General features: G+C 50.6%; 33 protein-coding genes. 25 read left to right on the plus strand and 8 right to left on the minus strand.

What is annotated here, in order from left to right:
- Positions 1–152: 152 nt before the first annotated feature.
- The 3 genes from QZ305_RS07100 to QZ305_RS07110 form a co-directional block, all read right to left on the minus strand.
- Positions 153–1,064 carry a hypothetical protein gene (locus tag QZ305_RS07100; protein WP_294731028.1) on the minus strand — a complete coding sequence of 304 codons (912 nt, stop codon included), beginning with the start codon at positions 1,062–1,064 and terminating at the stop codon, positions 153–155.
- Positions 1,054–2,091, minus strand: a complete 1,038-nt coding sequence (locus QZ305_RS07105; RefSeq protein ID WP_294731029.1) for a peptidylprolyl isomerase — start codon at positions 2,089–2,091, stop codon at positions 1,054–1,056. Before QZ305_RS07105 ends, QZ305_RS07100 begins: the two co-directional genes overlap by 11 nt.
- A 137-nt stretch (positions 2,092–2,228) precedes the next feature.
- A complete protein-coding gene (locus tag QZ305_RS07110) occupies positions 2,229–3,362 on the minus strand; it encodes a tyrosine-type recombinase/integrase (RefSeq protein WP_294731030.1) in 1,134 nt (377 codons plus the stop codon).
- A gap of 153 nt (positions 3,363–3,515) precedes the next feature.
- Here QZ305_RS07110 and QZ305_RS07115 point away from each other — a divergent pair, with 153 nt between their 5' ends.
- From QZ305_RS07115 to QZ305_RS07125, 3 genes are read left to right on the plus strand one after another with little or no spacing between them, the layout of a single operon-like run.
- Positions 3,516–3,749 (plus strand): hypothetical protein, encoded by a 234-nt coding sequence (locus tag QZ305_RS07115; RefSeq protein WP_294731031.1) that lies wholly within the window; start codon positions 3,516–3,518, stop codon positions 3,747–3,749.
- The gene (locus QZ305_RS07120) at positions 3,736–4,146 is read left to right on the plus strand and encodes a hypothetical protein (RefSeq protein ID WP_294731032.1); all 411 of its coding nucleotides are present in this window, start codon (positions 3,736–3,738) and stop codon (positions 4,144–4,146) included. The genes QZ305_RS07115 and QZ305_RS07120 overlap by 14 nt, the downstream gene beginning before the upstream one ends.
- A 3-nt stretch (positions 4,147–4,149) precedes the next feature.
- On the plus strand, positions 4,150–4,437 hold the full coding sequence (locus tag QZ305_RS07125; RefSeq protein WP_294731033.1) for a type II toxin-antitoxin system HicA family toxin: 288 nt from the start codon (positions 4,150–4,152) through the stop codon (positions 4,435–4,437).
- A gap of 533 nt (positions 4,438–4,970) precedes the next feature.
- Here the strand turns inward: QZ305_RS07125 and QZ305_RS07130 are convergent.
- Positions 4,971–5,180 (minus strand): hypothetical protein, encoded by a 210-nt coding sequence (locus QZ305_RS07130; RefSeq protein ID WP_294731034.1) that lies wholly within the window; start codon positions 5,178–5,180, stop codon positions 4,971–4,973.
- Between the two features lie 622 nt (positions 5,181–5,802).
- Positions 5,803–6,447 (minus strand): LexA family transcriptional regulator, encoded by a 645-nt coding sequence (locus tag QZ305_RS07135; protein WP_294731035.1) that lies wholly within the window; start codon positions 6,445–6,447, stop codon positions 5,803–5,805.
- 130 nt (positions 6,448–6,577) lie between these two features.
- On the opposite strand from QZ305_RS07135, the gene QZ305_RS07140 reads away from it, so the two are divergent.
- The 4 genes from QZ305_RS07140 to QZ305_RS07155 all read left to right on the plus strand — a co-directional run bounded on the left by QZ305_RS07140 (position 6,578) and on the right by QZ305_RS07155 (position 8,030).
- Complete coding sequence (locus QZ305_RS07140; RefSeq protein WP_294731036.1) at positions 6,578–6,778, plus strand: helix-turn-helix transcriptional regulator; 201 nt, start codon at positions 6,578–6,580, stop codon at positions 6,776–6,778.
- 30 nt (positions 6,779–6,808) lie between these two features.
- The gene (locus tag QZ305_RS07145) at positions 6,809–7,588 is read left to right on the plus strand and encodes a phage antirepressor KilAC domain-containing protein (protein WP_294731037.1); all 780 of its coding nucleotides are present in this window, start codon (positions 6,809–6,811) and stop codon (positions 7,586–7,588) included.
- Positions 7,585–7,776 (plus strand): hypothetical protein, encoded by a 192-nt coding sequence (locus QZ305_RS07150; RefSeq protein WP_294731038.1) that lies wholly within the window; start codon positions 7,585–7,587, stop codon positions 7,774–7,776. The genes QZ305_RS07145 and QZ305_RS07150 overlap by 4 nt, the downstream gene beginning before the upstream one ends.
- Before the next feature lie 77 nt (positions 7,777–7,853).
- Positions 7,854–8,030, plus strand: coding sequence for a hypothetical protein (locus QZ305_RS07155; protein ID WP_294731039.1), 177 nt, complete (start codon positions 7,854–7,856; stop codon positions 8,028–8,030).
- Here the strand turns inward: QZ305_RS07155 and QZ305_RS07160 are convergent.
- Both QZ305_RS07160 and QZ305_RS07165 read right to left on the minus strand, forming a co-directional pair.
- Entirely contained in the window at positions 8,017–8,520 is a 504-nt protein-coding gene (locus QZ305_RS07160) for a hypothetical protein (RefSeq protein ID WP_294731040.1), read from the minus strand. The two genes, QZ305_RS07155 and QZ305_RS07160, sit on opposite strands and share 14 nt — an antisense overlap.
- A gap of 224 nt (positions 8,521–8,744) precedes the next feature.
- Positions 8,745–9,107: a hypothetical protein gene (locus QZ305_RS07165; protein ID WP_294731041.1), complete on the minus strand. Its 363-nt coding sequence runs from the start codon at positions 9,105–9,107 to the stop codon at positions 8,745–8,747.
- A gap of 46 nt (positions 9,108–9,153) precedes the next feature.
- On the opposite strand from QZ305_RS07165, the gene QZ305_RS07170 reads away from it, so the two are divergent.
- From QZ305_RS07170 to QZ305_RS07180, 3 genes are read left to right on the plus strand one after another with little or no spacing between them, the layout of a single operon-like run.
- Entirely contained in the window at positions 9,154–9,411 is a 258-nt protein-coding gene (locus QZ305_RS07170) for a helix-turn-helix domain-containing protein (RefSeq protein ID WP_294731042.1), read from the plus strand.
- On the plus strand, positions 9,408–9,575 hold the full coding sequence (locus QZ305_RS07175; protein ID WP_294731043.1) for a hypothetical protein: 168 nt from the start codon (positions 9,408–9,410) through the stop codon (positions 9,573–9,575). Before QZ305_RS07170 ends, QZ305_RS07175 begins: the two co-directional genes overlap by 4 nt.
- Entirely contained in the window at positions 9,572–9,958 is a 387-nt protein-coding gene (locus QZ305_RS07180; RefSeq protein ID WP_294731044.1) for a hypothetical protein, read from the plus strand. The genes QZ305_RS07175 and QZ305_RS07180 overlap by 4 nt, the downstream gene beginning before the upstream one ends.
- Here the strand turns inward: QZ305_RS07180 and QZ305_RS07185 are convergent.
- Positions 9,923–10,351 carry a hypothetical protein gene (locus QZ305_RS07185; protein WP_294731045.1) on the minus strand — a complete coding sequence of 143 codons (429 nt, stop codon included), beginning with the start codon at positions 10,349–10,351 and terminating at the stop codon, positions 9,923–9,925. The genes QZ305_RS07180 and QZ305_RS07185 overlap by 36 nt on opposite strands.
- A gap of 47 nt (positions 10,352–10,398) precedes the next feature.
- On the opposite strand from QZ305_RS07185, the gene QZ305_RS07190 reads away from it, so the two are divergent.
- The 15 genes from QZ305_RS07190 to QZ305_RS07260 all read left to right on the plus strand — a co-directional run bounded on the left by QZ305_RS07190 (position 10,399) and on the right by QZ305_RS07260 (position 18,387).
- Positions 10,399–10,548, plus strand: coding sequence for a hypothetical protein (locus QZ305_RS07190; protein ID WP_294731046.1), 150 nt, complete (start codon positions 10,399–10,401; stop codon positions 10,546–10,548).
- The gene (locus QZ305_RS07195; RefSeq protein WP_294731047.1) at positions 10,541–10,750 is read left to right on the plus strand and encodes a hypothetical protein; all 210 of its coding nucleotides are present in this window, start codon (positions 10,541–10,543) and stop codon (positions 10,748–10,750) included. The genes QZ305_RS07190 and QZ305_RS07195 overlap by 8 nt, the downstream gene beginning before the upstream one ends.
- A complete protein-coding gene (locus QZ305_RS07200; RefSeq protein WP_294731048.1) occupies positions 10,747–10,935 on the plus strand; it encodes a hypothetical protein in 189 nt (62 codons plus the stop codon). The genes QZ305_RS07195 and QZ305_RS07200 overlap by 4 nt, the downstream gene beginning before the upstream one ends.
- Before the next feature lie 3 nt (positions 10,936–10,938).
- The gene (locus QZ305_RS07205; RefSeq protein WP_294731049.1) at positions 10,939–11,139 is read left to right on the plus strand and encodes a hypothetical protein; all 201 of its coding nucleotides are present in this window, start codon (positions 10,939–10,941) and stop codon (positions 11,137–11,139) included.
- Positions 11,132–11,323 (plus strand): hypothetical protein, encoded by a 192-nt coding sequence (locus QZ305_RS07210; RefSeq protein WP_294731050.1) that lies wholly within the window; start codon positions 11,132–11,134, stop codon positions 11,321–11,323. The genes QZ305_RS07205 and QZ305_RS07210 overlap by 8 nt, the downstream gene beginning before the upstream one ends.
- Entirely contained in the window at positions 11,320–11,493 is a 174-nt protein-coding gene (locus QZ305_RS07215) for a hypothetical protein (protein WP_294731051.1), read from the plus strand. The genes QZ305_RS07210 and QZ305_RS07215 overlap by 4 nt, the downstream gene beginning before the upstream one ends.
- A 227-nt stretch (positions 11,494–11,720) precedes the next feature.
- Positions 11,721–12,122, plus strand: coding sequence for a hypothetical protein (locus QZ305_RS07220; RefSeq protein ID WP_294731052.1), 402 nt, complete (start codon positions 11,721–11,723; stop codon positions 12,120–12,122).
- Positions 12,106–12,345 carry a hypothetical protein gene (locus QZ305_RS07225; protein ID WP_294731053.1) on the plus strand — a complete coding sequence of 80 codons (240 nt, stop codon included), beginning with the start codon at positions 12,106–12,108 and terminating at the stop codon, positions 12,343–12,345. Before QZ305_RS07220 ends, QZ305_RS07225 begins: the two co-directional genes overlap by 17 nt.
- 23 nt (positions 12,346–12,368) lie before the next feature.
- Positions 12,369–12,644: a helix-turn-helix transcriptional regulator gene (locus QZ305_RS07230; protein ID WP_294731054.1), complete on the plus strand. Its 276-nt coding sequence runs from the start codon at positions 12,369–12,371 to the stop codon at positions 12,642–12,644.
- Positions 12,645–12,665: 21 nt separating this feature from the next.
- Complete coding sequence (locus QZ305_RS07235) at positions 12,666–12,947, plus strand: hypothetical protein (protein WP_294731055.1); 282 nt, start codon at positions 12,666–12,668, stop codon at positions 12,945–12,947.
- Positions 12,944–13,297 carry a DUF3310 domain-containing protein gene (locus QZ305_RS07240; RefSeq protein ID WP_294731056.1) on the plus strand — a complete coding sequence of 118 codons (354 nt, stop codon included), beginning with the start codon at positions 12,944–12,946 and terminating at the stop codon, positions 13,295–13,297. Before QZ305_RS07235 ends, QZ305_RS07240 begins: the two co-directional genes overlap by 4 nt.
- 14 nt (positions 13,298–13,311) lie before the next feature.
- The gene (locus QZ305_RS07245) at positions 13,312–13,755 is read left to right on the plus strand and encodes a hypothetical protein (protein ID WP_294731057.1); all 444 of its coding nucleotides are present in this window, start codon (positions 13,312–13,314) and stop codon (positions 13,753–13,755) included.
- Positions 13,748–14,872, plus strand: coding sequence for a DUF2800 domain-containing protein (locus tag QZ305_RS07250; RefSeq protein WP_294731058.1), 1,125 nt, complete (start codon positions 13,748–13,750; stop codon positions 14,870–14,872). Before QZ305_RS07245 ends, QZ305_RS07250 begins: the two co-directional genes overlap by 8 nt.
- A gap of 4 nt (positions 14,873–14,876) precedes the next feature.
- On the plus strand, positions 14,877–15,431 hold the full coding sequence (locus QZ305_RS07255; RefSeq protein WP_294731059.1) for an ssDNA-binding protein: 555 nt from the start codon (positions 14,877–14,879) through the stop codon (positions 15,429–15,431).
- Positions 15,424–18,387, plus strand: coding sequence for a DNA polymerase (locus tag QZ305_RS07260; RefSeq protein WP_294731060.1), 2,964 nt, complete (start codon positions 15,424–15,426; stop codon positions 18,385–18,387). Before QZ305_RS07255 ends, QZ305_RS07260 begins: the two co-directional genes overlap by 8 nt.
- Positions 18,388–18,406: the final 19 nt, after the last annotated feature.

Genomic DNA, 18,406 nt, shown 5'->3' on the forward strand with positions numbered 1-18,406 from the left:
ATATCACAGCCTGAATTTCCAATGTGATTTTGGGGGAAAGGGGGTACTATGCCTTTTACAAAGGAAATTTCTGGTGGCTCTGGCAGTGGAATGCTTCGACATCTCGGTTGTTTTCAAATTAAAAAGCCGGCGTTTCAGCCGGCTGTGTTCTCTCAGTTGTCGCTGTCGTCGCTTTCCATCAGATCCGGTCTTGTAACCAGATACTGGGGATAGTTCACCCGCAGGTAGTCGAAGATGTCCTGATCATAGACCTGGAAGTCTGTCTCGGTCAGGTAGCTGACCAGACACTTTTCCGAAACGGTGGAGTCACCGGACAGAGTGCTTTCCAGATCGCCCTTGATGGTGTCGTAGTCGTTGGAAACAAGGACCGCCACGAAATACTGGGTCTGGTCATCGTTTTCAAACACCTCATTGAGCACACCGGCCTTGCTCTGCGCACTGGACAGCGTGTTGATCAGCCGGGTGGGAAGCACGGAATCCATGGTGGTGACAATGGCCGCGGTTCCGGTATAGGAGGTTCCTTCCGCTGCATACTGGCCAGCCACATCCTGGGCGCTCTTGCCGTCCTTCAGGGCCTGCAGCGCCTTGTCGGCAGAGTCTCTGGAATCAGTCTGGATGATCTGGGCCCTGGAAGGTTTGTATTCCTGCACAATCTCCTCCTGGGCATCCGTAAACCACTTTGTCAGCAGTTTCTCTGCCTGGACCGCCGGAATCAGGACTTTATCGATATAGTCCTGTTTGTCCTTGTACCCCATGCTCTGCACATATCCCTCCAGATCGTCGGAGGTCTTCGCATATTCATTGTAGTTGTTCTGCGCTTCCTTGCGGATTTCCTCATCCACCGGAACTTCCCGGTCATAGATCACCTGTTCAGCCATCTGCATGGTCAGATTCGGGCCCGTAGATTTCTTGATGCAGTCGTACACCTGGCCCCGGGTGACTGTGACATCGCCGACAGTCATCAGTTCCTTATCCGGGTCAGAGACAGAGGCTGTGGCGCCGGAGCAGCCTGTCAGAAGCATCAGTCCCGCGGCAGCAGCCGCCAGCAGTTTCTTATTTTGCATCTTCTGATTCTCCGGCTGTCCTGGTCTTCATGTAGGTTTCCAGCTTGGTCTGGGTATCCTTGTCAGGATAGGTGATTTTCAGCTCTTTGGCAGCTTCCTGAACGATCTGCATGGACAGACCTGAATCGCTTCCCAGCAGTGCATACAGCAGCTCGTCCCGGACTTCTTCGTCATCGGAATTCTGAATTGCAGCCGGGTCATCCTCGTCCACAGTGATCTTTACCATGCTTTTTGCCCCGGTGGAGGAATCCGTGACTGTGATCCAGTCGGACACTTCTCCTTTTTTCAGGTTCAGGGCTGCACTGACAGCTTCCGCTGCCACCACACCATTGCCCTGGGCGGCGTCATCGGAATCCACATAGCCGGCGAAGCCTTCCTTGTCGGCTGTGGCAGTGTCATCGGAGAAAGCCGTAGCCGCATCCGAAAAGGTTCCGGATTCCAGCGCCTTGTCAATGCTGTCGATTTTCTTCTGTTCATCATCGCTCAGGGATTCCGGATTCGAAACCGTGACCTTGATCTGAGAAACGGTCCGGGGTTTTTTCTCTGTCAGGGAGTCCTTCAGTTCATCAAAACGCGCATCCACATAGGTTCTGTCCAGCTGTTTTTCCTTGACGTTCACCAGACAGTAATCATACAGATCGTCATAGCTGCCGAAGCCATAGGAGGCCAGTTCGGCGGAAATGGCTTCCTTGTATTTGTCGGAACTCTGGCTGCGGACGTTCTGGTCAATGGTTTTTTCCATTTCCTTCGCTTCCTTTTCCAGGTCGGAAGTGGTCTGCACCGACTGGGACACCACCGCATTCTTGTAAAGATTGTAAAGCAGCTGCCCGTCAAAAGGCGCCCCCTGGTCATAGAGTCCGTCGGCGGTTATGTCACGGTCTGCCAGGGAAGCGATCACATCCTTGCCGTCTGCCTGACGGCCCTGGACGTTGTTCCGGTTGGCGTCGTAGATGAAATACCCGGTGGCACCTGCCAGAGCCAGGATGATCACGACCACGAACCAGTTCGATCTGATCCAATCAGACATACTTGTCCTCCTTGCGTATTCAACCGTTAAATTATACACTTTATCAATTCTCTCGTCAAAATCCCCTTTACATAAAGGGGATTCAGAGGTTTTAGATGATGTTCCTTCATTTTTGGAGTAAAATTGGAGCATTTTACCTACGCCAGAATGTTCGGAGTCTCGTCTTCAAAGGCTCTGGCGATGGCTTCCGCTTTGCGCAAATCATTGGTTTCTGTGTAGACCTGCAGGGAAATGGCAGCGGATGTGTGTCGGGCCAAATCTGCAACTGTCTTTAGATCCGTACCGGCAAGAACAAGGTTTGTGATGTAGGTGTGCCTGAGCATGTGCGGATGGAAATCAAAGCCCAGTTTCTGTGCTGTCGCCCTGATCGTGTTGCCTGTGTTTCTCGGGTGCAGCCAGCGTCCTTCTTCTGTGCAGAGAATCAGGGGATACGGATTATAGTCTCTCCATTCTTTCAGGGCTTCCATCAAAGGCTCAGGAGCCGGCAGGACAGCGTTGGATTTTTCGGTCTTTGTTATGTCCCGGATATAAAAGTCTTTGACTTTCAGTCTGGTGTAAGTCAGCTGTTTGTTTATCCGGATTGTCCGTTTCTGGAAATCCACATCCTCCCATGTCAAGGCACAGGCTTCTGCGATACGAAGTCCCAGATAATAGCCCAGCAGCAGGAACATGCCTTTAGATCCGGAAGTAAATTCGTATTTTCCGTGAGATACCAGGTTCAGCAACGATTTGAAATCTGTCTCAGAAAGATAGTCGCTGCTGCCTGTTTTCTTCCGGCTGTGGCTCACTCCTGATGTCTGGACCAAGTTGATGGGCCAGCTGAGAATGTATCCGGATTTGACAGCCAGATTCCCGATACCAGTCAAAACGGTTTTTGTAGTTGCCACAGCTGATTTGCCGACGCCTGACATATCTGTGAAAAAGCTCTGCAGCTCCGGGAAATGAAGGTCTTTGATGTCTGTGCTGCCAAGAACAGGCAGGATGTGTTTGTTGTAGTTATCGGTGTACAGATTGATGGTGTTCGGAGAGTATCCGGGCAACTTGACCATCTGCTGGAAAAGCTCATCCACTGTGTGTACTGAGTTATCCACCACCAGTCCCTGAGCAAGGTCATTCTGCACGGCAGCCGCATGGATCTGTGCGGCTTTCTTCGTTGGGAAACCAGATTTGGAGTACCGCTGCTTTTTTCCGTATCGGTCCTTGTAGTCGAAGGTGACCCGCCATGTGTAGCCGGATTTGGACTTTTTGGATTCTCGTTTGTCAAATCTCATAATAAAAACCATCCTTTCCAGAATTGTTACCTGTTATAACAAATACAGATTTCAATCTTAATCAGTTCGACACAGGCGCTTTTCAGTCGTTCCTTTGGTTACACCGTCTTTCCAAACTGATATAATATTTCTGTACGTAGAGGAGATTACGCTATGAAGGTCAAAGAACAATACGCAAATTCTGTTAATATTACAACATCTGGACCCGATGTGATTTTTTCGTACTATAAAGAGACACCAGAAATCGAAGATGAGAAAGCCTCGAAAGAGTTGGTTGGTAGGATTCGAGTGAGCCTGCCTATTGCGATGGCAACAGTCAATATGTTTCAGCAAATGATGACTCAGATGCCGTCAGTGCAAGAGGAGAGCGAAAATGCAATTGAGTAGTAGCATTTCAAATACGTTTTCAAGTAGTTCTACTCCATGGATAAAAAACTTTGTCCAATTGTGTGTTGAGGATATTTTTAACAAAATTCAGTTCTATAAGCCTGAAGTAAGGGGTAAGGAATACCAAACGTTTAATGGTATTTCATACGAAGGTAAGGATTTTGTGTTCACTCGTCCTATCGTTGTAATAGTTGAAAAAACTGATGGTGGTTACTTCCTTGAGATAGAAGAGCTGAATATTTATTTATTCGCCGAAAAGAAATCTGAACTAAACGAGCTGTTAGGAGAGAGTATCGCTTACCTTTGGGATACATTTGTGCAAGGCCGGGATGCAGAGTTCGACAAAAGCGGCATTGACTTCAAGCGTAAATTAGAAAGCCTGGTCCGTCTGAATTGAAGTATGACTGTTTATAAAGCGCGAGATGTAGATTCCGTATTGAAGAAGAAAGGATTTCAAAAAAAAACCTCTGGTTCCCATATCAAATATCAATTAATGAACGAGGACGGAGGAAAGACGATGATTTGGACAATGGTCAGTCACAACGGACAAGAGATTGGAGATAACCTTCTTAAAGCCATGAGCCAACAGCTGAAGTTGTCTACAAAAGAGTTCTGCAAGATGCTGGATTGCAATATATCTGGTCCCGAGTATTTACAAATGCTTAGAGACAGAGGGATCCTTCGATAAGGAAGTCCCGGTTCAGGTGGCACTGACCGGGATTTTTTTGTTAAAATGTTTATATGCAAAGTCCGAAGATTGACTACGATTCCGCCTACGATGTGTTGTATGTCAGAATTAACGATTCGACCAACGTATAAGGTGACGAAGAACCGGATAATCTTGTGTTCTTCCGCGACATTGATACAGATGAGTTTGTCGGAATCACTATCATGGACTATATGCGAATGCTAAAGGCTGGTGACTCCCGACTATCTTCTGTGCCCAGCAACATTGATTTAAATGCTATCAATAAGTCTTTGAATCTCAGAGCCTAGATATAACGTTCCTATTTCCGGGAACGTTTTTTATTGTCTAAAGGGGTCAGAATCGACCCGGTTAATAATAAAAGGCCCTGCGTCTCTATAGAAACACAGGGCTGGAGCCGCTGGGGCTCATGTGTGGCTGCGCAGCCTTACTCCCTACTCTAGGCCGGGAGCGATGGAAGCAGATATAATCTCTTCCTGAATGTATTCACATTTTATCAGTGAACGCCTGTGTCTTCAATTGTTCTTTGCCCGATCTATCACATCCTGCATCGCCTGACGGTATACATCAGACTGCTTTATGCCCAACTTCTGGCAGGCTTCCCGGAACTCCTGGACGAACTCTTTCTTGTAGCTTCCGGAGATTCTGGCCATGTTGTTTTTGGACCACTCTTTGATATATTCGTTCTGGTCAAAGGGCTGACCCTCTTTGGATTTACGCGGCATAGTTATTCCTCCTTTCTCAGTAATGCAAGAGACCCACAGAACAGCAGGATGCCAAACAGCCATGTGTGGCGGTTGAGGGTTAAGGTTAAACCAATCAGTGGCAGGAGATACAAGATATTCTTTTTCATATGTATCAAATGATGATATAAAGAGGAGGGGAGGAGGTCATCCTCCCCGATGTTTCGGCTTTTTCCTCGGTGGTCTGGGCTTCTTAGACTGGGATTTCTTAAGCGTCCAGTATCCAACGGTCAGAGCCACAATCGGGCTGGTGAAATTGAAGAAAATTTCACTGGCCTTTTTGAGTTCCTCTAAATCCATCACGTCTCCTTTCTATCTATCCCCACTAATATAATATCATAGTGGTACCAGTATGTACAGAGTGGGGTTAATTTTGTTCAAAACGGTTTTGTCATATATGGTTCTCCAACATAAAAAGGTCTCCGATGGAGACCTTTTTACACATCCGAGTTCCGTAGAATCCTCGCCGTTCTTGGTGTCTCCATGATATTCGGAATTTCTATTTTCGTCAACGGGGGCGCCCGAGTTGTTACAATATATCTTTTCTCAATCTGCGGTCACCCGCAGTTTGTATTTCACACAGCCCGGAGAAACCCGGGCTTTTTTATAATGCGCTCTGGAATGCCACCGCTCGCCCTAAGATTCGGATGTGGTTTAACTCCTCCCGGGAATAGGTCATCTCCTCGTACTTCGAGTTTGCCGGACGCAGCACAACTGTGTCTCCGTACTGGAAGAAGTATTTCAAAGTCGCCTCATCGTCGATTGCCACAGCAGCAATCTGCCCGTTTTCCACCATCGGCGAAGACTGGATGAAGACGATGTCACCGTCATAGATCCGGGCACCTGTCATAGAATCCCCATGTGCTTTAAGGCAAAAGTCGGCATGGATGGATGAATCCAGGGGAAAGTATTCGCCCCTGACCTCATCCATGTATATCGGCTCACCACAGGCTACACTCCCCAGCATGGGGACTTTTTTCATTTCTGGGATTGGAATTATGTTTGTGGGGAGAGTCCCTAATTCTCTGGTTTTATTCCTGATAAGTGTGCGGCCATGCAGGAAGTCCATATCAACATTGAAGTAGTCTGCAATTGAGTCCTGCATCTCGTTACTAGGAGAGCGCTTATTGTTTTCCCACATCCCCACCGTGCTGGGAGATATATGGAAGACCTTTGCAAACTGCTCCTGTGTTAATCCGTGTTCTAAACGGAGAGCCTTGATAACTTCACCCATCGTTCTGGTACCCATAATTTCACCTCTTTTACAGACTCAAATTACCACACGGAATGTGTAGAAACAACACAAAACGTGTTGACACACATAATGTGGAGTTGTAGTATGAAGACACCACAAAACGTGGTTAGAAAGGAGATGAACTATGGATCCACAGGAAATTGGAACTGCTCTCAGAGAGCTGAGAGGCATGAAAACAGTAAAAACAGTGGCTCATGCTCTTGGGGTGACTGAAAGCGCAGTCACCAACTGGGAGAATGGAATCCGCGTTCCTCGTGACGAGTTAAAGAAGCGGATTGCAGACTATTACGGGGTGAAAGCCGGAGAAATTTTTTTTGACGAGTGACCCCACAAAACGTGGAGATAAGGGGGTGTGATGGAAGTCACAGAGTTCAAGTTCGATTGCTCGAGTATTCGGGTAATCGTTATCAATGGCGAGCCTCACTTTGTGGGGAAGGACGTTGCCGGGATTCTCGGGTACCAAAACGGTAGTCGAGATATCAACCGGCACACCGATACGGAGGATAGGGACAAAGTAATGCTCAGCGATGGCCGTCAGTTGAAGGAGACCATCGTCATCAACGAGTCGGGGCTGTACAGCTTGATTCTCTCCAGCAAGCTGCCGACGGCGAAGCGCTTCAAGCGCTGGGTGACCAGTGAGGTACTTCCGGCTATCCGGAAGACAGGGTTGTATGCGGTTGACCAGCTGCTGGATGATCCGGATCTGGCAATCAGAGCCTTCACCCAGCTCAAGGAAGAGCGGGAGCGCAGGAAGGCGCTGGAGCTGACGAACCAGGTGCAGGCTCAGCAGATCGCGGAGCTGCAGCCGAAGGCAAGCTACTACGACGTGGTGCTCAACTGCAAGGATCTGCTGAGCATCGGCAAGATCGCTAAGGACTTCGGGAAGTCGGCGGTATGGATGAACCGGTTCCTGCATGAAAAGGGCGTGCAGTACAAGCAGGGTGATATCTGGCTGCTGTATGCCAAGCACCAGGACAAAGGCTACACGTCCACAAAGACTCAGCCTTACGCGGGACGAGATGGAGAGATTCACAGCAGGGTCCACACGTACTGGACGCAGAAGGGCAGGCTCTTCATCTATGACTTGCTCAAGGATGAGGGGATCCTGCCGGTTATGGAAAGGAAAACTGCATGACAGAAGAAAAGCTGTCCAGGATACTTAGGGAACTCAAAGGATTGACCTACAGGGACTGGGAAAAAATCCGGTTCGGAGTAGACCGGGTGTTTGAACAAAAAACCCTCCAGAAGAGGAACGAACTCTACCTGGAGGACCCTGAGGAAGTGGTTGGTAAGATTGCGAGCCACTATCCTTCAGTTACTTGAATGGAGATGGGGTTGATTCTGTAGTGAACCTTCCCTGGATCTGAATCTGACTAAAAAACTCTGAAGAAAGGACACATATGGAAAAGGAAAAAGCACTCACCTTATCTCTGAATATCAGGGAAATCAAGCAACTGTCTGATGAGCTGCATGCGTGCATGAACGGCTCAAGTATTGGACAAGCCATAAAAAAAGAATGCGAACTGCATGAGGCGATCCGCACACTCCCTGATTTGAAGCTGACTATAGCTTCCTAGGATTAACGCTGATTGAGCCGTTCGGTTCTCTTCTGACAGAAAATGCATCATCCAGGCCCAGTCTAATGTTTTCAGAATTAGCTGCATTTGATTGGATGAAAGTTTCAAGCTTCCTCTGGAATTCTTTCAGAGAAGAAACTCGGAGTCTGTAGTCGAAACTCCGTATCCCCGCAATATCGAACGGACGATTATTCGAGGTCTCTGCGTTCCGAATAATTACAAAAGGCTTGTAGGTACGCATCCGATAGCCGAGCTCAAGATAAACGTTCGGGTTATGGTCGGTCACATCCGCGATCACCATCTCATCGTTGTTCAGATGTTCAAAAATTTCCTGGGCGATGAAAGCTGTAGAAGTCAGTTGATCAGCACGAATCGGGTTATAGCCTATCTTCTCGCAAACAGGCTTAACCAATCCATGGAAAACATCATCGGCTGCTTCTCTGGTTTTGCTCCCTTCTTCACCAATGGGAGTTATGAAAAAGCAATTCAAATGATCACCTTCCTTTCACAAATCAAGTTTATCTGAGCGAAAGGAAAGACACAACCGCCTAGAAAGGACACACATGGAAGAAGAAAAAGAAAGCCCCACAGCGGCGACCGAGGGATTGGAAAATTACTGTCTGCATCTGTGCAAAGACAGATCTCCGGGATGTCCGCATGAGCCTAATCCTGAATGTGCTGACTACATGCTGCGTATCAAGGCAGACACCAGGTTCAAGGTATGGGCATGCATACTGCTGATTCTAGCCACTGCTGTATTAGTTGTGTGGCTATGGTGGATAGGACTGCCACAACAAAGGGTAGAAGAACCGAACCAAAAATGCGTGAGATCGTCTGATTCTTTTTCCAGCGAAGATACCGCACATAACGAGTGGTGACATAGGCCTTGCGGTCAGATGAGGGAGTCTTATCTGCAAGGGTGTCATGAAACGAATAGCGGACTACAACAAGCTTTGCCTGGAGAAGAGCAGTTTCGTAAGGACCCAAAACATCAGCATTCCTTCGAAATCGGTAAAGCACATACAATCGAATTCTTTCAGGCCAGAAAAGGTTCAGGTTTGAAAAATCTTCATTCATCGACTCTATTTCCTTTCTTACAGAAAGGATAACAGAAAGGACACACATGGAAAGTACAGCATATTTCAATCCGCTGCTCACTTACACCATTGAGGAAGTGGCGGACCTGATGCACTGCGGCCGGGAGTCTGTGAACACCTGGCTGGAAACAGGAATCCTGCAGGGCATCAAGACGGGGAAGGCTACGGTCATTCCCAGCGCAGAACTGGCTCGGTTCCAGACGGAGTACCTGGGGCAGAACGTGTGCAATCTCAAACGGGCGCTGGATGCGCTCAAGGCAGTGAAAGGAAGGGTAGCAGTATGACTGAAATTGAAAAGACAAGATTCGCTGTGGACTGCCTGGGAGCTTACCTGCGCGTCTACTTCATGGCCAAAGAGGACAAGCCGGCTGACGAGATCAGCAGTCAGCTTATCAAAGAAATTCAGGACAAGCTGAACAACCTGGAATCACAGGAGGCAGCGGAATGACAGAAGAAAAGAAAAATCCCTCAGCGGCAACTGAGGTGGCAGAAAGGCTTGTAGATACGGCTTACGGAATGTGTGAACACATGCTGAAAGCCTGTCTGAAGGATCTGACTTATCCACAGATCCCCGAAGCCCCGCTGGAGAACAGGGCGGCGGTAGCCCATCTCACACGGATTTCAGCCTATTTCAGGTTGGCGGCCTTCCTCAAACTGTTTGTGGGAAAGAAGCTTACATCCAGGGAGATGCATGAGCTGGATTCATTCCTTGTTACGGAGACTCAGCAGATGTATGCAAGCAAACTCAAAGTGCCGACATTCGTGACGAGCCTGCTTCGGAGCATTCAGAAAATGTTAGATGAAGAAGAACTGAACAGCTTCCAGAGCTAGAGTTCCCAGCGCTATCAGAACTGATATCCAGGCGATACAACGGGAACGGCGAGCATCTATATCTGCTGACAGGGCATCTTTCTGAGCTTGGTCTGCAATCTGGCGAAGATGCTTAAGCTCTTCCTCGTACTTCTGTTCGTGGGCAAGAGCAACACGCTCGTTTTCAAGGTAAGCTCTGCCAGATTCACTGATTCCCCATATGGATGGGAAGTAGCCCATATCATTTTTCTCTGGATCGTAGTCCTCGTAATAGTCAAAGGCATCTATGTATTTGATTTTACTCAAGTAATCAATGGCGTTCTGATCCTCCGGAGAAAGACGGGGATAGTCATCCCGGGCTTGTTGCTCAAGGCTATGCAGGATAGCTGATTGCCGAGGACTTAATAGGTCCATAATCAAAATCTCCTTTCTCAAAGAAAGGATAACAGAAAGGGGAAATCATGACACTTGATGCTGGAACGACCAGCATGCTCGCAAGAGCCATCACAGCTGAAAAGCTGACGAACTTCTATGCGGATCCGAAAAACTTGGCCGGATTCGAAGCCTGGAAGGCAGCGAGAGATAAGGCGAAGGAGAAAGCAGATGACTGAATCTGACAAAAAAGAATTTCTGGAGCTGGTGAAACGTGCGGAATTCGTCATTGAGTGGGGTTCTGCCACCCGTACAGAGGAAGAGCTGCGCGATCCGGAATATACAGGGAGCTGTCTGGTGGACATAGTGGAGAGCTTAATTGCCTTGCTGCCCCTGCTGACAAAGCTGCGAGAGCTGTTGGAAAAGGAGGAAAGCCGATGATTCCGGAATTCTATGACAACTGGCGGCAAGAGGCTGACCGTCAGGAGATTCTTGCTCAGCAGGAGGCTGAGCGGCAGCAGAGAAGAGAACTGGTGGATGACATCCTGATGTATGTCGGCATCCCACTGCTGGTGGCTGCAGTGCTGGCGGCACCTACTGTGTGCCGGGTGGTTTTTGGAGGATAAGAAATGGAATACGGAGAAAACCTGGTAAAAATCGTGAACTGCTTCGAGACCATCATTGATTACTTCACGGATGATATCGGCCGGGAACTGACAAACGTGGCTATGCCTCTGAACACAACAGAGGAATTCCTGCTGCAGGTCCAGGATGCAGTGCATCGGCTGAACGATGCTCGAATCGCAATTGAGGACCTCTACCATGATTGAATACCAGATCATCAAAGAGAAAGGCGGATACCGCATCTGGGAGCACACGCAGTACCAGCGGGGAGGAGCTTCCACAGATGACCTCAAGCCGCTTGAACTCTATGACGAATACTATCAGGCGGCACTTGCCCGTGTGGATCTGTACCGTAAGCTACCAGCTGCGGAGCTGTGGAAGGAAGAATGAACGAAATTGAAATCAGTAAGCAGCGGTCAGTGATTGCCCAGCGGCACCATGACCTGTACCAGGCAAAAATCCACGGTGCGGGTTTCGCCAAAATCGAAAAGCTCCGGAAGCAGCTGCTGGCGGAGGAAAAGAAACTGAACCGGATGCTTTTTGTGGAAGCGTCGAAATGAGTACGTAAAAAAGTCCTGCGAATAGCAGGACCCAACTAAACCAACCAAATCTTACCACAACAGTGTCAGGTCGGTAAGGCCGGGAGAAGTAAAGGCGGTGTAAGAGTGTGCCGTTTACATATATATATTCTACGCAGTTCTCCTATTTAGCATATCAGCCGCCTGTGGCACCACTTCGCCGGCATTACGGGCCTGGCACTGATTTTCCACAAACGAAAGGGAAACCTATGACAGATAAATACAGTGTGTATTCGGACTTCGATGTTCAGAAGCACAAGAAACACTTCGTGGATTATCTGGAAGTGATAATCCATCCCGACGGCTCTGTGCACTATGCAGTGCCAAGCCATCAGGAGTATCTGATTCGATACCTCTGCAGGAAGAGAAGGATTACCCGGGAGCAGCTGGCGCAGAGATGCCCCAGAAGTTATTACGGTGACTTCATGACCTGGCTGTGTATGCAGAGCGGATGCCTATGCGTCTGGTCTTCGCTGATCAGAGGCGTGTCTCTCACACATGCACAGGTAAAGACTCTCGATAAGCTCAAAGCAGAGGGGGTGCTGCATCTGGATATGACAGACCCGGACCCCTACAGATTCAGGGAGGAACGAAATGCCTGTGCCTACTGACGGAAGGATGACACTGGATGGCGGGTTTACCATCCAGTGTCTGGAATGGAAAAAATCCCCAGTTTACAGCTTAGTCAAGGACAGAACCGTTGTCGCTTACTTTGACTCAATGAAAGGTGCGCTGAGTCTTTACAACCGAATCCGCAGGACTGAGATACAGCCGGATACGAAGATGCTGGAGGCTTTCCAGCGGGCGGAGTCCTACGCCAGGGAGTGGGAATGACTCCGGGGGAACGACTCCGCAACATGCGGAAGGCAAGGAACTACACCCAGCAGGAGCTGGCGATAGAAATCGGTGCTTCTGCTTCGCGGATCTCTGCCGCGGAGACCACAGGAGAAGGCGCGGAAAGACTGATACAGAGACTCAGGGAGACAGAAGACAACACCCGTGTTAGAGGTCCCAGGTCCACAAGGCCCGGTGTCGACAACACTGTTCGCCGCTCCGTTCGCTACTGGCTGGAGGACGGGAAGCTGATGAGCGATGAAGACTCAGGAGGATGGACCGTCAAGCGGCATGGCTGAATGCAGAAGAAAGGAAACAAAATGATTGAACTCACGAGCGACTATTGGCTGGATGCGGATAAATACGAATGGCGCATCCTCCGGTACCGGGGAACGTTCACAGATTCTCGGAATGGGCTGGAAAAGCCCCGGTACGAGACGATGGGACACTATGCAAAAATCTCCCAGGCTATGACTTCGTGCCTGGACATCATGCTCAAGGAGAGCGTTGAGAACGAAATCGTCACCGACCTGACGACACTGGCGGCTGCAGCAGCTTCTTTCAAGGACACGATCAAAGAGAAATTGGAGGAAGTGGAATGACAAACGAAAAAGTAAAGGACCTGCTGTTGGATCTTCACGAAAGTCCCGATAATTTGCGAACATCTCCGGAACCTTCGCAGACTCTGAGAGCTTCTGCAATCCAGATTAATGAAGACGGCAGCGTGACTCTGACGCCTCCCAAGACTCCCAAGAAAAGCACTCACGAAACCCCGGACCATTACAAACTGGACCCGGAACCAATCGCAGTCATCAAAGCCTGGGGGCTGGATTTCTGTCTGGGGAACGTCTTGAAGTACGTCGCCAGAGCTGGCCGGAAGGCTGGAGAGAGTCGGGATTCTGACCTGCACAAAGCCATGAACTACCTGCGGCTGGCGCTGGAGAATGAGTAAAGGAGCTGTTGAAAATGTCGAAATACTATGTCGGGTGCGAAGGCACTCAGGATGAATTCTATGCGTTCCTGCTGGATCTGGCTCAGAAAGTAGACTGGGGCCTGCATCCGTGGGAACAGCCCACAGTGAAGTACGCCATGGGGCCCGTGAGCAATGAGATTGCCATCGACAAGGAAGCAATCGCAAAGGCTGTAGCAGCTCCCAAGCCCAAACAGCAGGAAGCCAAACAGGATGCTGCAGCAGCACCGAAAGAAGAGCCGAAGGTTGCCCCCAAGGAAGAAGCAGAAGCCATCTCTCTGGAGGACCTGCGCGCCAAGGCTATCGACCTGGGGCGCAAACATGGTAACGAAGCCGTGAAGAGCATCCTTGCGAAAGTTGGAGTATCGAAGCTGTCTGCAATGGATGGAGCTCAGCGCAACCTGGCAGCACAGCTGATCCAGGAGGCAACAGGTGCCTGAGGTACATGCAAAGGTCACAGCATCCGGCAGTCACCGCTGGCTGAACTGCACCGCATCTGTGGAGCGGGAGAGTCATTTCCCTGACTCTTCCAGCCCTGCAGCGGCGGAAGGAACAGAGGCCCACGCACTGGCTGAGAAGAAGCTGCTGGGCTGGCTGAAGTCCGGAAGGCGGCAGAGGTACAAGTGTGAAGACGAAGTCATGCAGGAAGCCACTGACGGTTACAGGGACTATGTCATCGAGCTGATGAACAGCCTGAAGGAGTCGTCCCCTGAACTGAACGTGGAAGTGCAGCTGGACCTGTCGGAATGGATCCCGGAAGGATTCGGTACATCGGATGCCTGCATCGTCAGCACTGACTGTCTGCACATCGTGGACCTGAAATACGGCAAGGGGGTAAAGGTGGATGCACCGGAGAACCCGCAGATGCGGCTGTATGCGCTGGGCGCTGTAGCCCGGTACTGGCCTGTGTATGAGTTTGACAAAGTCATGACTCACATCTATCAGCCCCGGCTGGATCACATCAGCACAGAAGAGCTGACAGTCAAGGACCTGCTGGCCTGGGGAGAGACGGTGAAGCCCAAAGCCCGGGAAGCCTTTGACGGCACAGGATCCGCTCATAGTGGTGAGTGGTGTACTTTCTGCCGTTGCAGAGATGTCTGCAGGACCAGGGCACAGGAGATGTTCGAGGTGCTGGAAAAGCAGCAGGACCCGAAGTTCCTGAGTGTGGAAGAGGTAGCCGCCTATCTGCCGAAGCTGGATGACGCCATCAAGTGGGCCAAGGGGCTGCAGGAACACGCGCTGTCAGAAGCCAGGTCCGGGACGAAGTTCCCGGGTTACAAGCTGGTGGAAGGCCGCAGCGTCCGCAAGGTCAGAGAACCCAACCTGCTGGCTGACGCACTCCGGGAAGCCGGATACGGTCCGGATCTGGTGTGGAAGCCTCAGGAGCTGCAGACAATCACGAATCTGGAAAAGCTTGTAGGAAAGAAGACATTCGCTTCTGACTACGGAAAATACCTTGAAAAGCCGAAAGGCAAGCCGGTCCTGGTACCGGAATCTGACAAGCGTCCTGAATGGCAGGATGCGACCCCGGAAGAAATGTTTGGAAAAGGAGAATAGACCAATGCCCGTAACACTGAAAAACGTAACCCTCAGCTACCCCAGCCTGTTCAAGAAGGCTGAATACTCTGGAGAAGAGACCAAATACCAGACAAGCATCATCATCCCCAAGGACAGCGAAAACTACCGCAAGCTGAAGGCGGAATATGATGCCATTTGCCAGAAAGCTATTGATGACAAAAAGCTCACGAAAGCACAGCTGACCCCCTGGCTGCGCCCCCTGGGAGGGAACAAAGGGATCGTTCAGGACTGCGATGAGGATCCTGATAAATACGATGACAGCCGGTTTCGTGGGGCTGTCGTAGCTACACCCAAGAACGGCAATCGTCCTGTGGTGGTGGACCGCCATAACAGCCCGCTGACTGAAGATGACAACGCCATCTATGGCGGCTGCGTCTGCAACGTGAACGTTTCCCTGTACGCCTACAGCAAGACCTACAAGGGCATCGGACTGCAGCTGAATGGTGTGCAGAAAGTAGCGGACGCGGAGCCATTCGGAGCGCCTCGGATGACCGCAGACGACATGTTCGAGATTGATGAAAACGACATGTATGACTAAGACACTCTGGCTGGACATTGAGACCTACAGCAGCGTGGATCTGGCCAAAGCCGGTGTGTACAAATATGCGGAGAGTGAGGACTTCCAGGTCCTCCTCTTTGCTTATGCGTACGATGATGAGCCGGTGATGGTCCTGGACCTGACAGAGGGTGAGTTGCCGTGGTGGATTCTTCAGGACCTGCAGGACCCTGATGTCATCAAGAAGGCCCATAACGCAGCATTCGAGCGGGTCTGCCTGTCGCATTATTGTCACGATCTGAAAACGAAACAGTTCATCAACGACGGATTCTGGGATGCTGTACTTCCGGAATTCCAGTTTCTTGATCCCGCGGGCTGGTACTGCACCATGGTCCACAGCTCTATGTGCGGGCTGCCACAGAGCCTGAAACAGGTGGGGGATGCGCTGGGACTGGCGGAAGACCAGCAGAAGCTGGCAACCGGCAAGGCTCTCATCAAAGAGTTCTGTGTCCCCTGCAAGCCCACCAAGACCAACGGTGGCAGGACCCGCAATCTGCCTGAACATGACCCTGATGGCTGGCAGACGTTTATCCGATATAACAAGCAGGACGTGGTGACGGAAATAGCCATCGAGAAGCGTCTGGAAGAAATCTATCCGATGCCGCAGCTGGAGCTTGAGAGGTACTGGACGGATCAGCGAATCAATGACACAGGCATCAGGACCGATATGGGCATGGTGGATTCCATCCTGAGATACGGCGCTGGCCATAACGAAGCCATCAAGGAAGCAGCGCAGACGCTGGCAGGAATCAATGTCGGTTCGCCGACTCAGATCAAAGCATGGCTGCAGGACAGAGCCGGCATCACGGCTGACAAGCTGGACAAGGACACACTGCTCAAGCTCATCGCCTCCACCAGTCTGACAGACGTTCAGGAGCTTCTCCGGCTTCGTATGGAGTACGGGAAGACCAGCAACAAGAAGTACCAGGTCATTCAGACAGGGACCTGTCAGGACGGGAGGATGCACGGCATCCTGCAGTTCTACGGATCCCGGACAGGCCGGTGGGCGGGCAGGCTGCTGCAGCCTCAGAACCTTCCGCGCAATGCCTTCGAGGACTTTCACGACGCCCGGAAGCTGGTGAAAGACGAAAACTGGGAGCTGCTGGAGATGTGCTACCCGTCACCAAACGACGTGTTCAGCACTCTCATCCGCACGGCCCTGATACCAGCCGACGGGATGGCTTTCGCAGTGGCGGACTACTCAGCCATCGAAGCCCGGGTCATTGCCTGGCTGGCAGACGAAAAGTGGCGGCTGGATGCTTTCCACAGCGGCCGGGATATCTATTGTGAATCTGCAGCAATGATGTTCAAGGTCCCTGTGGAGAAGCATGGCGTCAATGGACATCTGCGCAAACAGGGGAAGGTGGCAGAACTTGCTTGCATCGCAAAAGGACAGAGGGTCCTGACAGATGTGGGACTTGTTCCGATTGAAAGAGTCACAGCCCAAATGAAAGTCTGGGACGGAAAGGAGTGGGTATCTCATGACGGAGTTATCTACAAAGGACGAAGAAATGTTATCGAACACGATGGACTCAAAGCAACTCCCGACCACATGGTCTACATCGAAGGGAAAACGCAGCCAGTACGATTTGATGAATCCACCAGAGGCAATGCATGTTACACAATGTCCGGGGATGGTGGGAGAGCGTTACGGCTCAGTGGAGATAATCAGTCCAGAGAAAAGATGGAAGCATCGGGGAAAACGTGGATGGAGTCAAGCTTATGTACTTGTTCAGTGCCGAGGATGCGGAGAAATCAAATGGATCCTGAGGTCAAGTCTGACGAGAGGAAAATCCAAGGGATGTCAGCATTGCAATCAACCAAGAAAAGCCCCTGCCTGGCTTCAGAAAAGGTTCACGGCAGCCAAACAGAGGTGTACCAACCCCAAAGACGGAAATTACAAGAATTACGGGGCCCGGGGGATCAAGTTCAACTTTCCCACAGTACTGGATGCCTGTCTGTATATGCTGGAGACTTATGGAGTGCCAGACAGAAACATGGAACTGGACAGGATAGACTCGAACGGGAATTACGAACCCGGGAATCTTCGTTGGGTGACCAGGGAACAGAATCAGGCGAATCGTCGTCTTTCAATAATCCCGGATTGGGATCCAAAGGAATGGCCTTATGCAAGAAGTGTGGTCACCCGGAAGCTGTCAGCTGGAATGACCCGGGAGGAGATCATAGAGGAAGCGAAGGATGCAGTGAAAAACAAAAGGAAAAACTGGCAGGGTATTCAGAAGAAACTGATGTCTATGACATCCTCAACGCAGGGCCAAGACACAGATACACAGTAGAAGGACATCTGGTTCACAACTGCGGATATGGTGGAGGTGTAGGAGCCCTGCTGGCCTTCCACGCAGACGAGATGGGGCTCTCGAAGACAGAGATGCAGGACATCGTGGACAAGTGGCGCAAGGCGTCGCCCCGCATCTGTCAGCTCTGGAAGACGCTGGACCGAATGGTCTCCCGGGCTATGGCCGGTGCTGTGGCGAAGGGCCCCAAGGGCATGAAAGCATCCATGGGCGACGGCTGCCTGCGTATCAAGCTCCCGTCCGGGCGGCTCCTGATCTATCAGAACCCCAGGTATGAGATGAACCCGAAGCAGGGCAGAGACAATCTGGCTTTTGACGGTTTGAACCAGACGACACACAAGTGGGAGACGATTTTCACCTTCGGGGGCAAGCTTGTCGAGAATGTTGTACAGGCAATCGCCCGAGACTGTCTGGCTGTGACCATCGACCGGATGCAGCAGTATGCCCCGGAAGCCCGTATCCTGATGCATGTGCATGATGAGATCATCGTGGAAGTACCGTCAGACGAACGGGAGGACTGGCTCCGGAAGATACTGGATGTCATGGCCCAGTCTATCGGCTGGGCTCCGGGGCTGGAACTGAAAGGAGCCGGCTTCACGGCTGACTACTACATGAAAGATTAAGAAAGGCGGTGACGACCAT

It is taken from the genome of uncultured Faecalibaculum sp., from assembly GCF_910588395.1.
Classification (GTDB): Bacteria; Bacillota_I; Bacilli_A; order Erysipelotrichales; family Erysipelotrichaceae; genus Faecalibaculum.

Coding starts and splice junctions, on each gene's coding strand:
- QZ305_RS07100 (WP_294731028.1), bottom strand. CDS start 1,064: ATGCAAAATAAGAAACTGCTGGCGGCTGCTGCCGCGGGACTGATGCTT.
- QZ305_RS07105 (WP_294731029.1), bottom strand. CDS start 2,091: ATGTCTGATTGGATCAGATCGAACTGGTTCGTGGTCGTGATCATCCTG.
- QZ305_RS07110 (WP_294731030.1), bottom strand. CDS start 3,362: ATGAGATTTGACAAACGAGAATCCAAAAAGTCCAAATCCGGCTACACA.
- QZ305_RS07115 (WP_294731031.1), top strand. CDS start 3,516: ATGAAGGTCAAAGAACAATACGCAAATTCTGTTAATATTACAACATCT.
- QZ305_RS07120 (WP_294731032.1), top strand. CDS start 3,736: ATGCAATTGAGTAGTAGCATTTCAAATACGTTTTCAAGTAGTTCTACT.
- QZ305_RS07125 (WP_294731033.1), top strand. CDS start 4,150: ATGACTGTTTATAAAGCGCGAGATGTAGATTCCGTATTGAAGAAGAAA.
- QZ305_RS07130 (WP_294731034.1), bottom strand. CDS start 5,180: ATGCCGCGTAAATCCAAAGAGGGTCAGCCCTTTGACCAGAACGAATAT.
- QZ305_RS07135 (WP_294731035.1), bottom strand. CDS start 6,447: ATGGGTACCAGAACGATGGGTGAAGTTATCAAGGCTCTCCGTTTAGAA.
- QZ305_RS07140 (WP_294731036.1), top strand. CDS start 6,578: ATGGATCCACAGGAAATTGGAACTGCTCTCAGAGAGCTGAGAGGCATG.
- QZ305_RS07145 (WP_294731037.1), top strand. CDS start 6,809: ATGGAAGTCACAGAGTTCAAGTTCGATTGCTCGAGTATTCGGGTAATC.
- QZ305_RS07150 (WP_294731038.1), top strand. CDS start 7,585: ATGACAGAAGAAAAGCTGTCCAGGATACTTAGGGAACTCAAAGGATTG.
- QZ305_RS07155 (WP_294731039.1), top strand. CDS start 7,854: ATGGAAAAGGAAAAAGCACTCACCTTATCTCTGAATATCAGGGAAATC.
- QZ305_RS07165 (WP_294731041.1), bottom strand. CDS start 9,107: ATGAATGAAGATTTTTCAAACCTGAACCTTTTCTGGCCTGAAAGAATT.
- QZ305_RS07170 (WP_294731042.1), top strand. CDS start 9,154: ATGGAAAGTACAGCATATTTCAATCCGCTGCTCACTTACACCATTGAG.
- QZ305_RS07175 (WP_294731043.1), top strand. CDS start 9,408: ATGACTGAAATTGAAAAGACAAGATTCGCTGTGGACTGCCTGGGAGCT.
- QZ305_RS07180 (WP_294731044.1), top strand. CDS start 9,572: ATGACAGAAGAAAAGAAAAATCCCTCAGCGGCAACTGAGGTGGCAGAA.
- QZ305_RS07185 (WP_294731045.1), bottom strand. CDS start 10,351: ATGGACCTATTAAGTCCTCGGCAATCAGCTATCCTGCATAGCCTTGAG.
- QZ305_RS07190 (WP_294731046.1), top strand. CDS start 10,399: ATGACACTTGATGCTGGAACGACCAGCATGCTCGCAAGAGCCATCACA.
- QZ305_RS07195 (WP_294731047.1), top strand. CDS start 10,541: ATGACTGAATCTGACAAAAAAGAATTTCTGGAGCTGGTGAAACGTGCG.
- QZ305_RS07200 (WP_294731048.1), top strand. CDS start 10,747: ATGATTCCGGAATTCTATGACAACTGGCGGCAAGAGGCTGACCGTCAG.
- QZ305_RS07205 (WP_294731049.1), top strand. CDS start 10,939: ATGGAATACGGAGAAAACCTGGTAAAAATCGTGAACTGCTTCGAGACC.
- QZ305_RS07210 (WP_294731050.1), top strand. CDS start 11,132: ATGATTGAATACCAGATCATCAAAGAGAAAGGCGGATACCGCATCTGG.
- QZ305_RS07215 (WP_294731051.1), top strand. CDS start 11,320: ATGAACGAAATTGAAATCAGTAAGCAGCGGTCAGTGATTGCCCAGCGG.
- QZ305_RS07220 (WP_294731052.1), top strand. CDS start 11,721: ATGACAGATAAATACAGTGTGTATTCGGACTTCGATGTTCAGAAGCAC.
- QZ305_RS07225 (WP_294731053.1), top strand. CDS start 12,106: ATGCCTGTGCCTACTGACGGAAGGATGACACTGGATGGCGGGTTTACC.
- QZ305_RS07230 (WP_294731054.1), top strand. CDS start 12,369: ATGCGGAAGGCAAGGAACTACACCCAGCAGGAGCTGGCGATAGAAATC.
- QZ305_RS07235 (WP_294731055.1), top strand. CDS start 12,666: ATGATTGAACTCACGAGCGACTATTGGCTGGATGCGGATAAATACGAA.
- QZ305_RS07240 (WP_294731056.1), top strand. CDS start 12,944: ATGACAAACGAAAAAGTAAAGGACCTGCTGTTGGATCTTCACGAAAGT.
- QZ305_RS07245 (WP_294731057.1), top strand. CDS start 13,312: ATGTCGAAATACTATGTCGGGTGCGAAGGCACTCAGGATGAATTCTAT.
- QZ305_RS07255 (WP_294731059.1), top strand. CDS start 14,877: ATGCCCGTAACACTGAAAAACGTAACCCTCAGCTACCCCAGCCTGTTC.
- QZ305_RS07260 (WP_294731060.1), top strand. CDS start 15,424: ATGACTAAGACACTCTGGCTGGACATTGAGACCTACAGCAGCGTGGAT.